13 protein-coding genes and 1 pseudogene are annotated in these 14,068 nt (G+C 64.8%); 4 read left to right on the plus strand and 10 right to left on the minus strand.

Translation table 11 applies throughout. From position 1 onward, the window contains the following. Positions 1-169: 169 nt before the first annotated feature. The 5 genes from AB4Z42_RS00005 to AB4Z42_RS00025 form a co-directional block, all read right to left on the minus strand. Positions 170-1,315 carry a BTAD domain-containing putative transcriptional regulator gene (locus tag AB4Z42_RS00005; RefSeq protein WP_442007082.1) on the minus strand — a complete coding sequence of 382 codons (1,146 nt, stop codon included), beginning with the start codon at positions 1,313-1,315 and terminating at the stop codon, positions 170-172. After that, positions 1,315-3,162 (minus strand): serine/threonine-protein kinase PknD, encoded by a 1,848-nt coding sequence (locus AB4Z42_RS00010; RefSeq protein ID WP_442007083.1) that lies wholly within the window; start codon positions 3,160-3,162, stop codon positions 1,315-1,317. Before AB4Z42_RS00010 ends, AB4Z42_RS00005 begins: the two co-directional genes overlap by 1 nt. A 247-nt stretch (positions 3,163-3,409) precedes the next feature. Then, on the minus strand, positions 3,410-3,952 hold the full coding sequence (locus tag AB4Z42_RS00015) for a cupin domain-containing protein (protein ID WP_442007084.1): 543 nt from the start codon (positions 3,950-3,952) through the stop codon (positions 3,410-3,412). A gap of 7 nt (positions 3,953-3,959) precedes the next feature. Further along, on the minus strand, positions 3,960-4,664 hold the full coding sequence (locus AB4Z42_RS00020; RefSeq protein ID WP_442007085.1) for a nitroreductase family protein: 705 nt from the start codon (positions 4,662-4,664) through the stop codon (positions 3,960-3,962). Between the two features lie 16 nt (positions 4,665-4,680). Continuing rightward, positions 4,681-5,331, minus strand: a complete 651-nt coding sequence (locus tag AB4Z42_RS00025; protein WP_442007086.1) for an HD domain-containing protein — start codon at positions 5,329-5,331, stop codon at positions 4,681-4,683. A gap of 108 nt (positions 5,332-5,439) precedes the next feature. On the opposite strand from AB4Z42_RS00025, the gene AB4Z42_RS00030 reads away from it, so the two are divergent. Then, positions 5,440-6,414: a GlxA family transcriptional regulator gene (locus tag AB4Z42_RS00030; RefSeq protein WP_442007087.1), complete on the plus strand. Its 975-nt coding sequence runs from the start codon at positions 5,440-5,442 to the stop codon at positions 6,412-6,414. 6 nt (positions 6,415-6,420) lie between these two features. Here the strand turns inward: AB4Z42_RS00030 and AB4Z42_RS00035 are convergent, their stop codons facing one another. From AB4Z42_RS00035 to AB4Z42_RS00050, 4 genes are all read right to left on the minus strand, one after another. Next, positions 6,421-8,400, minus strand: a complete 1,980-nt coding sequence (locus AB4Z42_RS00035; protein ID WP_442007088.1) for an OPT family oligopeptide transporter — start codon at positions 8,398-8,400, stop codon at positions 6,421-6,423. A gap of 56 nt (positions 8,401-8,456) precedes the next feature. Continuing rightward, entirely contained in the window at positions 8,457-9,515 is a 1,059-nt protein-coding gene (locus tag AB4Z42_RS00040) for an ABC transporter substrate-binding protein (protein WP_442007089.1), read from the minus strand. Positions 9,516-9,618: 103 nt separating this feature from the next. After that, positions 9,619-10,008 carry a PPOX class F420-dependent oxidoreductase gene (locus tag AB4Z42_RS00045; protein ID WP_442007090.1) on the minus strand — a complete coding sequence of 130 codons (390 nt, stop codon included), beginning with the start codon at positions 10,006-10,008 and terminating at the stop codon, positions 9,619-9,621. Between the two features lie 72 nt (positions 10,009-10,080). Next, a complete protein-coding gene (locus AB4Z42_RS00050) occupies positions 10,081-10,821 on the minus strand; it encodes an alpha/beta fold hydrolase (protein ID WP_442007091.1) in 741 nt (246 codons plus the stop codon). Between the two features lie 65 nt (positions 10,822-10,886). Here AB4Z42_RS00050 and AB4Z42_RS00055 point away from each other — a divergent pair, with 65 nt between their 5' ends. Beyond that, positions 10,887-11,492, plus strand: a complete 606-nt coding sequence (locus AB4Z42_RS00055; protein WP_442007092.1) for a TetR/AcrR family transcriptional regulator — start codon at positions 10,887-10,889, stop codon at positions 11,490-11,492. Between the two features lie 59 nt (positions 11,493-11,551). Here the strand turns inward: AB4Z42_RS00055 and AB4Z42_RS00060 are convergent. Continuing rightward, positions 11,552-11,674: pseudogene (locus AB4Z42_RS00060) on the minus strand (SDR family NAD(P)-dependent oxidoreductase); the annotation flags it as partial. Positions 11,675-11,742: 68 nt separating this feature from the next. On the opposite strand from AB4Z42_RS00060, the gene AB4Z42_RS00065 reads away from it, so the two are divergent. Together AB4Z42_RS00065 and AB4Z42_RS00070 are read left to right on the plus strand one after the other, a co-directional pair. Then, positions 11,743-12,177, plus strand: coding sequence for a hypothetical protein (locus AB4Z42_RS00065; protein ID WP_442008133.1), 435 nt, complete (start codon positions 11,743-11,745; stop codon positions 12,175-12,177). Between the two features lie 488 nt (positions 12,178-12,665). Next, entirely contained in the window at positions 12,666-13,994 is a 1,329-nt protein-coding gene (locus tag AB4Z42_RS00070; protein ID WP_442008056.1) for a DUF5933 domain-containing protein, read from the plus strand. Positions 13,995-14,068: the final 74 nt, after the last annotated feature.

The following is a 14,068-nucleotide window of genomic DNA, read 5'->3' on the forward strand; positions in this document are numbered from 1 at the left end:
TGGGCCGGTGCGGCGATGGCGACGACGATGCCGCCGAGGGAGGCCAGTCCGAAGGTGACCAGGGCTGCGGTGGTGGCGAGGCGGGTCTTGATCATCGGAGTTCCTTTTCTCGTGGCCATCTGGTGTGGCTGCTTGAGATAAAGGATCGGGCCAGGCCCTCAATGAAACCTCAACGTGGCGCAGGGGCGACCTCGAACGTGAATTGGTAGCCCGCAATATTGATGACGTCACCGTCGCTGAGCGTGGCGCTGCCGCGAATGCGCTGGCCCGCGACCTGTACTCCGTTGGCCGAGCGCAGGTCGTTGATCACGAAGTTGGCACCGGTATCGATGATCGTGGCGTGGTATCGGCTCACTTTGGGGTCATCGAGCACGACGCCGTTGTCGTCCCGGCGACCAATGCCGGTGGTCACTGTCTCCAGCGGGTAGCAGCGGCCTGCGGCGTCGCGGAGCTGCGCGCGGCTCGAGCCAGCCGCGTTGAAGGTCGACGTGTGCTGCGTGAGCATCGTCAGGATTTCGGAAGCGTCGTTCTGCGCCATCTGCTGGACGTCCAACGGCTCTTGGCGCAGGATCCGCTGTTCCAGCTCGCGTAACGTCGGCCCGGGATCGATGCCCAGCTCGTCTGACAACACGGATTTCAGCCGGCGGTATGCGTCGAGGGCGTCGGTCTGGCGCTCTGCCACGTAGTAAGCCGTGATCAACTGGGCCCACAGGGGCTCCCGGTAGGGGTGCTCGGCGACAAGTTCTTCGAGCTCGCCGATCACTGAATCGCCACGTCCACAGGCGATTTCGGATTCCGCACGCACCGCGTGGGCCACCACCTTGTCCTCGATCAGTGCGGTGGCGAACGATTCCACGAAGCGGAATTCGCGCAGGTCCTCGAGGACGGGGGCGCGCCATTGCGCCAGGGCGGCCGCGAGTCGGTCGCTGGCCTGCTTGAACCGACCAGCGGCGGCCGCTTGCACTCCGGCCGCCTTCTCCGTGGCGAACCGTCCCAGGTCACAGGAGGCGTCGGGAACATTGAGTTGATAGCCCGGACGGGCACTGGCCAAAACGGTCTTCGCGTCGACGCCGCCCGAGCCGAGGATCTTGCGCAGGTTCGCGATGTAGACGTGCAGGTTGTGGATCGCGTCCGCTTCTGGCGAATCCTCGTCCCATATCGCGGCGATTATCGAGTCCCTCGGAACGGGACGGTTGCGGTTGATCAGGAGTAGCGCCAATACCGCGCTCTGCTTGGGTGTCCCCAGCGGCACCGGCTCGCGGTTCACGCGCACCTGCAGCGGACCCAGCACGCCGAAATCCAGACCCGACGTCATCAGTCGATTACGAGTTTCACCACAGGGATGGGCCCCACATCGCTGACATAGACGTTGCCCGTCCCGTCGACCGCCACCCCCTGGGGGTCGTTCAGGCCGGTGAAGGGCAGCGGGAAAGCCGCCGTCGTGCCCGGCCGGAGCTCTACGATTTCAGCGTTACCGCGGTCGGTGACGTAGACATTGCCTTTCGAGTCCACAGCCACGCCGTGGGGGTCGTTGACGCCGGTGAACGGCAGCGCCTGGGCCACCGTCGAGCCCGCCGCCAGCTGCATCACCCGGTTGTTACCCGTGTCGGTGACGACGACACCGCCTGCCGGATCGACAGCAACGCCGCGGGGATCGTTGAGGCCGGTGAAGGGCAACGTGCTCGCCGTCGTCGCACCTGCCGCCAGAAACAGCACCCGATCGTTTCCACTATCGACGAGATAGACGTCGCCCGCCGGACTGACGATGATGCCGCGGGGATCGTTGAGGCCGGTGAACGGCAGCGTGGCCGCCGCAGACGCACCCGCAGGCAGCCACACCACCCGGTCGTTGCTCGAGTCTGCGACATAAACACCGCCCTTCGCGTCGACCGCCACATCTCGCGGGTTCCTGAGCCCGCTGATCGGCAGCTGGGTCGCCGCGGGGCCGCCGGCCTCCAGTCGCAGCACCCGATCCCTGCCGATCGCGGTGACGTACGCGGTCCCGGCAGTGTCGACCGCGACCCCGCCGGCGACGCGAATGTCCGTGAACGGCAGTGTGACCTGTGCCGAATAACCTTCGCCCGCCGGCAAGGCTGTTGTAGAGCTGCTGTCCGACGACTGCCGCCCGACGATGACGACTCCCGCCACCACGACGACCGCAACGGCCACGACCGCCGCGACGATTACCCCGATAGCCTTGCGTGGCAGGCGGGTTCGTCGTGCAGGACGGGCGATCTGTATCTCGGCGGTGGGGTCCGTAGGATTCCCTATCGCAGCGCGGGCCGCGACGGCCAGCTCCTGAACGGTCGAGTAGCGATCGTCGGGATTCTTCGCCATTCCCTTCGCGATGACCGCATCGAAAGCCACCGGAACATTGGTCTCGCCGGAGCTGGGTTGCGGCGGTGGGGTGTGCAGGTGATGTGCGATCAAACCCTGCACACCGATGTCACTGGTGAACGGGGGCGCGCCCGTGAGGCATTCGTACAGCACGCAAGTCAGTGCGTAGACGTCCACGCGGGAGTGGGTTTTCACCGCGGCGCCGATGGCCTCCGGGGCCATATAGACCGCGGTGCCGATGGTTTCGCCCGCCTTGGTCAGCGTGGCGTCTCCGGAAGCGTGAGCGATCCCGAAGTCGATCAGATACGCGAAGTCGTTGGCGGAGACCAGGATGTTGGAGGGTTTCACATCGCGATGCACCAGGCCGACGTCGTGGGCCGCCTGCAATGCGCCGGCTATCTGGGTGATGATCGCCACCGCACGCCCCGGCGGCAGGGCACCTTCTCGTTTGATCAGCGCGCGCAGGTCCGTACCGTCGACCAGTCGCATGTTCAGAAAGAGCCGACCGTCCACATCGCCGAAGTCGTGGATCGGGATGATGTGCGGCTCGGTCAACTGCGCCACTGCTTCGCACTCCCGCCGGAACCGTTCGCGCGACTCGTCGTCGTCGGCGGAGTGTTCGGGCAACACCTTCAGCGCGACCACCCGATTGGTCTGCGAGTCGCGTGCCCGCCACACCTGACCCATGCCACCCGCGCCCAGCATTGACAGCAGTCCGTAGCGTCCGAAGCTCCCGACGGGTGCTTCGCCGGAGGTGGCTTCCCCGCCGTCGGCGGAGTCCTCGCCTCCAGTGGCGTCGCCGCCCTCTATGACCGTGTCATCCATTAATGCTGGTAAGCCCGTCTCTTATTACTAACGCCTAAGCACTCATTCAACCAGGCGAAACGTCAGTCTGTCGGCGGTTGCGCCGACGTCGCTAGATGGATAAAACGTACGGCTGCGGGCAGGCCAGGGCATCGTGCGAAAGATGCATCCTGATGAGCGCACATGATGCAAACGGTGTAGACAGCTCTGGCTCGATCGTGCACGCGGGCTTCGGCACTCCAGGTGGGTCGGCAGCCGCAAGAGAAGGTCAGTGAGTCGCGGGTGACAACCCGTATCGGCGCACCACGTCGTCGAGCCAGTCGGGTGTGCCGTATGTCAGGCCGTATTTTTCCGCCAGCTCGGTGAATTCGGCTGACGCATGAAGGGGTGCGCTGGATTCGTCCGCTGCCGGCTCAGACATCAGCAGCTCACCCAGCTCACGAAAGTAGTTCTCGAAACCGTCACCGGGAGTGATGACTTCGATGATCCGACCGGGCTCGGTTCCCGCATTCCACATGGCGTGCATCTGGCCCCGGGGTTTGGTGATGTATCCGCCCGGTGCCAGCACCACCTCGTTGTCGTCGGACCGGAAGCCGATCTCGCCTGCGAGCACGTAGGAGTGCTCGTCTTCATTCGTATGGCGATGCGCTGCGGTGATGATGCCGACGGGGAACGGATGCTCGACGATCGATACCAGTCCGCCAGTGGTCCGGCTGGTGAGCTTGAAGACGGCCCCGAAGCCCGGAATGGGGACCAGATCGCCGTCGCCGGGCTGCACCACCGTCAACTCTGCACCGTTTGTTGTGGACATGTTGAACTCATCCCGCCACAGCGAGGTCGGTCGTCGTATCGCCCAGTGGCGGCCACAGTGGCTGGGGCACCTCGACACCGAAGGGTGCATCCCAGCGGTTGCGCGACGAAACCTCATGCACGGGATGCCGATTGGCCGCAACACCCCATCTTCCCCGCGGGTAGCCGAGGGTGAGCATGGCCGACATCTTCCAGCCCTCCCCGACGGGAACACCCAGTAACTCGTTGACCCGGTCGGAGAAGTTGCGGAGCACCATTGTCATGACGCCGCCGACTCCCTCCGCGCGGGCGGCGAGCAGCGCACTCCAGATCGCCGGATAGATGTTGGCGCCGCCGAGGTCGTCGATGGCGAAGACGAAAAGCAGTAGGGGAATTTCTTCGAAATGATCAGCCAGGTAGTTTCCCGATCCCTGCATTCGACGCATCGTCTCGGCGTGTGCGGCTGGGTCCGATCCCGGCGCCGGCGCGACCATCGGTCCCGTCCCCGTCTGGAACTTGTCGTATTCGATGCCGCGGGCCTGCCGGAACAGCTGGGCGAACTCGCGGATGAGCTCCGGATCGTCCACGGCCACAAAGTGCCAGCGTTGGGTGTTGCCCCCGTTGGGGGCCCGAACGGCCGCGTCGAGAATGCGGGCCTGCGTCGCCAGCGGAATCGGATCCGGCCGCAACCGCCGCATCATCCTGGTGGTGTACAGCGCTTCGTGAATATCCATTGGTCTGCGTCCTTCGCTATTCGGGCCAGCTGTTGGTCAAGATGAGTTCGACGAAGTCCTGTCGCTTGAACGTCGGGTCGAAATGCGCGAGCACGTCGTCGTTCATGGTCCCGAAAGTGCTGTCCGGCCGGTGTTTCATGCCGTTGTTGAAGGCGGCCAGAATGCGGTTCTTGAAGTCGGGACGCGGGTGCGCGGCGGTCACCGCGGCGATGGCTTCCGCCGAGAGCTCCTCGCGGTCGATGCCGATGACGTCGGTCTCTACACCCGCAGTGACCAAGGCGGTCTCGGGCTCGAGGAACTGCGGTACGCCCGGGGTCGTGTGCAAAGCGATGCCCAGCCACACCTTGCGGGCGTCGGCGGCATCGACGCCGTGCTGCAGGAGGAAATCACGGGCTGCGTTGGCGCCGTCGACTTCGAAGCGAAGGGTGGACGTGCGGTAGGCCTCGGTGAGACCCAGGTCGTGGAACATCGCCCCGACGTAGAGCAACTCGAGATCGGGCTGCAGGCCCAGGCGGCGACCTTGCAGTGCACCGAAAAGAAACACCCTGCGTGAATGGTCGAAGAGCAGATCGTCTTCGGCCTCGCGGATGAAGTCGGTGGCCTCGCGCACCAGTGCGCTGTCGGGAATTGTTATGCCGGCGATCGATTGAAGCGACCGGGTTTCCATGATCAACCTCCTCAGTTGGACTCCTACATATCGAGTCAACGCAAGTGGAGGGTCATGCACATACAGCTATTGCGCCGTTCGGCCCACAGAATGCGACACAATGACGTGATGGCAGCGGCCGGTATCCGCCCGCGGGTGGTCGTGATCATCGTCTTCGACGACGTGACCATGCTGGATGTGGCAGGAGCGGCCGAGGTCTTCGCGGAGGCCAACCGATTCGGCGGCGATTACCAGATCAAGATCGCGTCGGTCGACGGGTGTGACGTGATGACCTCGATCGGCATCCGGCTGGGTGTCACCGACAGCATTGCGGCTGTCGAATCCGCCGACACCGTCCTCGTCGCCGGAAGTGACCACCTGCCGGCGCGCCCTGTCGACCCAGCGCTCGTCCAGGCGGTCCAGGCGGTGGCCGTTCGCACCCGGCGGCTGGGGTCCATCTGCACAGGGTCATTCATCCTCGCGGAGGCTGGGCTGCTCAGTGGTCGGCGCGCGACCACGCACTGGCGGAACATTCGGTCGTTCGCCCGGGCCTTTCCCGACATCACCGTCGAACCCGACGCGATTTTCGTACGTGACGGAGACGTCTTCACGTCGGCCGGGGTGTCGTCGGGCATCGACCTGGCGCTCGCTCTGGTCGAGCAGGATTACGGCGCCGAACTCGTTCGCGATGTGGCTCGCTGGTTGGTCGTTTATCTCAAGCGTGCCGGCGGCCAGTCGCAATTCTCTTCGCTGATCGAGGCCAACCCTCCGCCGCAGTCCGCCCTTCGAGTGGTGACCGATGCGATTGCGGCCGACCCCGGGGCGGACCACAGCGTGAGAACCCTTGCCGTGCGGGCGTCTCTGAGTACGCGTCAGCTGACACGGTTGTTCCGATCCGAACTCGGGACGACTCCCGCCGGTTACGTCGAGATGGTCCGAATCGACGCGGCCCGCGCTGCGTTGGACGCCGGCCGCAGCGTGACGGAAACCGCGCACCTTGCGGGATTCGGCAGCACCGAGACCCTGCGGCGCGCGTTCGTCGAACACCTGGGCGTCTCACCAAAGGCGTACCGGGACAGATTCCGCACCGCTATTCGGGGCTGAGCGCCGCTAGCGGTCAGCGCCGGCCAACCGCCTGGTCCACCGGTAAAGACCGGCCACCAGCGCGACGAACGCCACCACGCCCAGGATTTCGGCCCAGTTTTCGAATCCTTCACCCACGATCGCGAGCGGTGTGTCGGTGCCAGAGCCGGCGACGATGCCCGCGAACACCACACCGAACAAGCTCTCGCCGACGATGAGGCCCGTTGCCACGAGAACGCCGAGGCGCTTCTTCTGCTCGACATCACCGCCGGTGCGGTCCGCCCACTTGTCGTAGTACCGGCCCAAGAGCGCGCCGATCGGGATGATGAGGGTCAGGGACATCGGCAGATACATCCCCATCCCGACCGCCAGCGGCGGCAGGGCGAACTTCGTCGTTCGCTTCAGTACCTCGTCGATCAAGATCACCACCGCACCGATCGCGACGCCGAGACCAAGTAGCTTCCAGTTCAGATCGCCACCGAAGACGCCCTTGGCGAGCGAGGAGATCAACGCCGCCTGCGGCGCGGCGAGCGCGTTCTCCCCGGCGCCCGGTGCGCCAGCGAAACCAAACGCAGTGTTGAGCAGGGTGAGGACCGGGGGGATCACCAGGCCGCCGAAGATGACGCCGATCACCAGTGCGACCTGCTGCCGCCACGGTGTGGCGCCGACGAGCTGGCCGGTCTTGAGGTCCTGAAGGTTGTCGTTGGAAATGGTTGCGATGCCGAACACGATTGCCGTGGCGAACAGCGCGTAGGCCACCAACCCCAGCGTCTGTCCGGGGTCATCGCTGCGCCCGTGTACCAGCACCAACACCAGCGACGCGATGACGACGACCAGAATTCCGAGCCCTGATATCGGGCTGTTGGACGAACCGATGAGCCCTGCCATGTAGCCGGCGACCGAGGCGAGTACGGCACCGATCACGACGACGAACGCCAGCGTCACCGCAATGATGAGTGGGGTGTTGCCACCGATCTGCGTGCTCTCGAGGAACCACCAGAGCATCAGCCCGATGGGAATCAGCGACACCGCGATCGTGCCGCCCACAATCCAGATGGGGAGATCCCGTTCCGTCAGCTCGACCTGATTTCCTTCTCGGCGGGCACGCGTCGAGGCGGCGGCCGCACGGATTCCCCGCACGATCGGGCCGAGGATCTTGACGAGCGTCCAGACGGCCGCGATGGCGATGGCGCCCGCGCCGACGAACCGCACGTCGCTCGAGAAGGTGCTCGACACGACCTCCTTCAGTGCGTCGCCACCGGTGATGTCGCCCCACGTCAACGTCGGCAACAGCACGAAATAGGAGATCACCAAGCCGACGATCATGGCGAAGCCGACGGTGACACCCACGAGGTGACCGACGCCGATCAGTGCCAGGGAAAGGCTTGCGCCGATCGTCGAACCGCCGGCACCAATACGGAAGTAGACGGATATGTCGCTGAGGATCACCTTCGTCGCGGCCAACAGTGAAAACCCTGCTGCCGCCACCGAACCCACGACGATCCCGCGCAGGCTTCGCCTGTTGCCCTCCCCGCCGTCCACGGCGGCCTCGCCCACTTGGAGCACCTCGGCGGCTGCGACCCCTTCCGGATAGGGGAGGTCCGAACCGGTGACGAGTGCTCGGCGCAGGGGCACCGAGTACATCACGCCGAGGATGCCGCCCACGATGCACACGGCCACCGTGATCCAGTATGGAAAGCCGGTCCACCAGCCGATCATGATCAGTCCAGGGAGGACGAAGATGATGGCGGCCAGGGTGCCTGCGGCGGACGCGATGGTCTGCACGATGTTGTTCTCGAGGATCGTGTGCCCGCGGAAGTAACGCAAGATCGCCATCGAGATCACCGCTGCAGGGATCGCGGTGGCGAACGTCAGGCCGACCTTGAGCCCAAGGTAGACGTTGGCCGCAGTGAAGATGAGAGTGATGACGCCGCCGAGCACCACGCCCCGAACGCTGAGCTCGCGAATGGACGGAGTGGTTGCTTCCGCGTTGTCGAGTTTCGTCATCGATGTTCTCCCAACCAGTCCAGAAGCCGCGGTCTACCCGTGTCCGGGCGATGCTTTCATCCCGTCGGCATGTTTGCGAGTTCGACGGCCCTACTCAATGTCTCACGGTCGACGATGTCGGCAGGATTCATCGGTTGGGTGAGGACGCCCGACTCCCTCGCGATGTCGATCATGAACTTCACGCTGTCGTCGGACAGCCCGCCGTCGTCCGTCCAGAACGGATACTTCTGGATCAGGTCGAACAGCTCTCTGAGTGATTGTTCGGAGGGGGTTGGTTCGACGTATTCGTCGACCGCGGCTTGGAATACGGCGAAGTTGCTTTTCAGTGCCCTCATCGCGCGCAGCGTGGTGGCGCAGTATCTGGCGGCGAGTTCGCGGTTCTGAACGAGCCAGTCCGCTCGGGCGGCCTGAGCCACCTTGATGAATCCGGGGGCATTCTCGTAGAGGGTGGCGATCAGCACCGGTCGATCAACCGTTGCTTCGGCACCGTCGTACTGCGTGTCGTGAATCACCGTTGCATCCAGCTGCCCGGCGCCCCACGCTTCCGTTCGGGCGCTTGAGCTTTCGATGATCTGCTGATTCGGAATTTCGTCGACGTCGCGGGGCTCGCCGATGCCGCTCAACAGCGCGTTGAGGACGATGGCTCCCGCGCCACCCGGGCTGTCGATGCCCACCCGGGTCGACGGATCGAACAGCTGACCGGCGTTGTTCACACCATTGGCGCCAGCCAGGACGAAGTCGTCCATGCTGACGTATGGGCAGAACATCTTGACATCCTGGCCCTGCTCACGTGCATCCAAGATCGCGGAGAACGACGTCGCCATGATCTGGGCGTTGCCGTCGAGCAAGGTCTGTACCGCATTGGTGTGAGAATCGAATTTCGTGACGTTCTGCTCGACGCTGATTGCCAGCCCGAAGTCACCGCCGTTGCGGCTGACGCCGTAGACCAGCGGGATCTGCGACGCCTGTGGTTGCGAACCCAGCACGATGCGCAGCGAGGCTCCGCTTGGGTCGGCCGGTTGGGCTGAGGCGGAGCCGCATCCCGCGAGCGTGAGCGCGCTGACCGTGCCGACGGCGATCCAAAAGGCCGCACGACTTCGGTTCCTGGTTGGCATCGGTCTCCTCATTTTGGGTAGGGCTGACCGTACGCGGTGTGAACAGGTCAAATAACGGAACGGCTTTACGGGGTGGACTTTCGTGGAGCGATGACGGGACGGCCTACACCGTGACCCGAACCACGACTCGGTCCTTGCTGCCGCGAGCGACGACCTTTTCGAGGAACGTGATCACGTGGAATTCGAAGCCGTACTTGGATTTGATGAGCTGCTTGACGCGGGCCGTCTCCGCCGGATCGGTGTCGACGATCGCCGTGCCGTGGGTTGTAGTGGCGGCCTCGTTCACCTTTCCGGTCCGTCCGCACGGCGTCAGTTCGACGCGGCTGTCGCGACGGATGCGCTTGACCTTCCAGCTGTCGGAGGGCGTCCACATCACCAGGGCGTCGCCGTCGCGCGCCAACCACATCGCGCTTGCCACCTTCTCGCCGCTCTTCTTCCACGTCGTCAGCGACACGAACTTCTCATCAGCGAGCGACGACACTTCATCGGCCATGACCACATCATGCAGGTGTGAACAGGTCAAATGGGGGAACTGCCGTCAGAGGCCCAATGACCGTCCGCCGAGTCAGGCGACGACCGAGTCGATGTGAGACCAGTGGGCGGCCAGTTCGGCTGCTACCTCGTCTGGCCGCTCGACTTGCCACCAGTGCCCGCCTTCGAGTTCGCGGAAGCGCGCGCCCGAAGCCGCCGCCGCGACACGCCCGAACTCTGCTGCCTGGTACGGGTCGTCGCGGCCCCACAGCACGAGCCCCCGTGGGTAGGTGGCGGCCGGATCGAAGGCCCAGTCCTCGAGGTAGGTCTCGGAGCGGTATAGCGGCAGTATGTGATCGAACATTCGGCGGTCCATTCCGGCCGCGACTCCGGCGGCATCGATCTCGGGTAGACCAGCGGCCACCAACATGCTGGCGCGGGTGTTCACGTCAAGACTGAGAAAGTGATCGCGCCATCGCTCGCCCAACCCTGCGTTCTGCCAGATCCGGGCCTGCCTATGCCAGAGGAAGTCGTCCGCACAGACACCCCCGCCGAGCACCCAGGAGTTGATCAGATCGGGCCGAGCCAGGATGACGCCCTGGCCGATGACCGAGCCCTGGTCATGTCCAACGATGTCGACCGGCCCATTCATGGCTTCCAATTCATTGATCACCCAGTCGCGGTAGGCGTACCGGGTACCGCTGAAGCCGGCGGGCGCATCGCCGCCAAAGCCCGGCAATTGCAAGGCGATGGAGTCGCGACCGGACAAGAGTGAGCGCACCGCGTCCCACACCGTAGCGGTGTTCGGTACTCCGTGGAGAAAGACGACGGTCATGGACTTTCCTTTCGACTCAGGGCTGTTCACAGAGATAGCGAACGAACGTACGCTATTATTCCGATATGGCTGGCCGCCGTTCCGTGCTCGAGGCGGGCAACACTCGGCAGAGCATCCTCAACTGCGCGGCTGACATGGCGTCCGTCGAGGGCCTCGAGGGCATCACGGTCGGAAGGCTCGCGACCGCGCTCAACATGAGCAAAGCCGGAGTGATCGGCCACTTCGGTAACAAGCTCGAACTTCAGTTGGCCACTCTCGATTTCGCGGCGGAGGTGTTCCGCAGGGAGGTATGGCAGCCGGCGGAGCATGAGACAGCCGGGATACGCCGCCTTCTTGCGATTTGCGCAAGCTGGATGGAATACGCCGGTCGTCCGGCCTTTCCGGGGGGCTGTTTTATCGCCGCGGCCTCATTCGAATTCGACAGCCGTCCCGGTCCCGTACACGACGCGCTGGCGGCACACATGCGCCGGTGGCACACGCAGCTGGTCGCCGACGCAGAGGCGGCAGTCGCAGCAGGAGACTTACCCGCGAACACCGACGTCGAACAGTTAGCCTTCGATCTCGAGGCGTTGGCCGCCAGAGTTTCTCCGAACCGCCAACTCTACGGCGATGAGGGCGCCGCCGAGCACGCAAGGGTTTCGATGCTCGGACTGCTCGGCCGGAAGAAGTAGTCTCGCCTAAAGGTGCTGCGGCACCATCGGTTTCGCTTCATCCTGGGGCGTCGCGTGTCAGCGGCCGAGGCGACGGCGACGAGATGTCCGCTGGCACGCTCGAGCCATTCCGGCACAACAGCTTTGGCCGCGCGGATGTGTGCGCGCAGATTGATGTCGATGATCTGGCCCCAGGCGGCTTCGGGACCGTTGCGGGACCGCCGCGTCAGGCAGTACCCAGTGGTCGTTGCCTGGAGGGTGACTGTCTTGTGTGAACCGATCGGTACCCCGCCAATGGACATCGTCGATGCGCCGACTGTCCATTCTGACCCTGACCTTTGCCGCCGCTGTGACGACCGTTGCGTGCGGATCCGACAGCGACAACCCGACGACCGCCGCCTCGTCATCCCCTGCAGCCTCTCCCGAGAATGTCGATATCTGCACAGCGGCGACAGCGGATGCGCTGCTGGAAGCGCTGAAATCCAGTCCTGACTTCTACAGTCGCGTGGCGTATCCCACCGGCTTCCTGCGCATCCAGTGCTCGGCGCCGTTTGCACTGGGATCGACCGCAGGCACGGTGCAGTCGTCCGGAGTCCTGTTCCGTCGGGACGGTTCCCGCTGGACGGTTCTCGACGTGGGGTCGGCGATCGAGTGCGCCCAGTACGGTGTCACCGATGATGACACGCTCGAGGGCTGCGTCGTCTGACGACTACTGCGGCCCCGCAAGGTAGGGGTGGAGCCGATGACGGGAATCGAACCCGCGTATTCAGCTTGGGAACTTTGACGCCCAACGGGGTGAGCGATAGCCGCGTGGTCGGTGGGTTACCTGCAACCCGCGTTTGCACGGGTCGTGTGCAACTTCGGTACGGCGACCAGACAGACACGTCGAGTTGTGTCGGTGGCCCCCTGGGGCAACGCAGTCGCGGACACTGCCTGGATTGGCGTCATAGGTTATTGGCATTGGCGCTCTTGCGACGGGGTTGCCGTCACTCGGCAGCGCTGTGGTGCAGTGCCGAGCATGAGCGCACGTGGGCAATGCAAGCACGACGCGAACAGGCGCGGCTCAAACGCGAAGCCGATGAGGCCGACGCGGTACAGAGATTCCCAAATGTGCAACCCGGCTAAGGTCTCCACCGAAACTGCAGCGATTAACTTTTCTGGCACCTGCTGTCACCTAATATCCGGCTTGTGTTCATTGGCGACGTGCGACGGGTGCAGTTGCGCGCTCGGTCGACACGCACCTGGGTGACGATCGCGGCCGCGGTCGTCCTGTTGCTGGTCGCATTACAGGTCACCGCGAGCGTCGCGGGTTTCCAGGGTCCGCTGCACAGCCTGATAAGCGACTACGTCGCCACTCCGAAGTCGGCAACGGTGAGTTGGGTGGCTCTCGGCGTGGCCATCGTCGGGTTGACCAACCGATGCCGGATCCTGGCGCTGTCGGTGGCCGCCGCGCTCGATATCGGATTCGCCGCGGAGCGCGTCCTACGTGGTGGCGTGCTGACGCTCGGCAACGGGCCGATGATCGTGCTCACGGGATTGGCCGTGGTGGCGTGGCGGCGCTGGACGGGGGCCGAACGAACCACCGCCCTTCGCGGGATCGCGTTCGGATTCCTGCTCATCATCGCGACCAAAGTGGGCGACACATGGCTGCGCATCACCGCGGCCGTGCGGCCGACGGTCCTGGACGAGTACGCGCTCCTGGCCGACCATGCACTCGCACAAGTGTCGTGGTTGATGGGCAGGCTCGTGGAGGCAGGCGGCCCGGTCCCCAGCGCCCTGTTGCACTGGGTGTACATCGAGTTGCCCGTCGCGGCAATGGTTATCGCGATCTATCAGCTGCGCAATGTCCGCACCGGCGTCTGGCCGCGTCACTTCCTGATCCGAACGTTTCTGGTACTCGGCTTGATCGGGCCGGCCATCTACGTGTTGTTTCCGGTCGTCGGCCCGGACTACGCCTTCGGCAGTGCGGGCAACGGCTTCGCGGTCGGCGACTACTGGCCGCACGCGCTTCCGCCGGTCGACCTCACGCCCGTGGCCGTCGCCTTCGACGACTTGACGGCACGCAACTGCATGCCGTCGATGCACACCGCTTGGGCGCTGGCTGTTTTCATCCACTCCCGCGGTGGGCCGTATTGGCTGCGGTTGGCAGGCACGTTCTGGCTGGTGGGCACCATCGCGGCGACGCTCGGCTTCGGCTACCACTACGGCGTCGACCTGGTGGCAGGCGCGGTGCTGTGCTTGACCGTGGAGTCGGCGCTGCGCGAACCGGTGCCCGCGCGCATCCGGTCGCCCCGGGCGCTGGTTGCGTTCGGCTCAGCGTTCCTGGTGGTACTTCTGCTGTGCTGCCGCTACCTGGCAGAGGCGATGGCGCACCATCCGTTGTTTTTCGGCCCGCTCATCGTCGTGGCGTTGGCCGTGTTCGGCACGGCGTTCTACGCGACCTTCTTCGGCAGAGCGGTCGGCGAACCCGGTCGGATCGTCGTCGCCGGCGGTGGATCAGATCCGCTCGCCTCCACGACATAGCTGTCACTCTCCAGGGTCGTCCGCCCACGACCCGGCCCTGCTGCGCCCGGGCGGAGTTCAGGGCCGCGTCGAAG

The organism is Mycobacterium sp. 2YAF39, from assembly GCF_052114565.1.
GTDB lineage: Bacteria > Actinomycetota > Actinomycetes > Mycobacteriales > Mycobacteriaceae > Mycobacterium.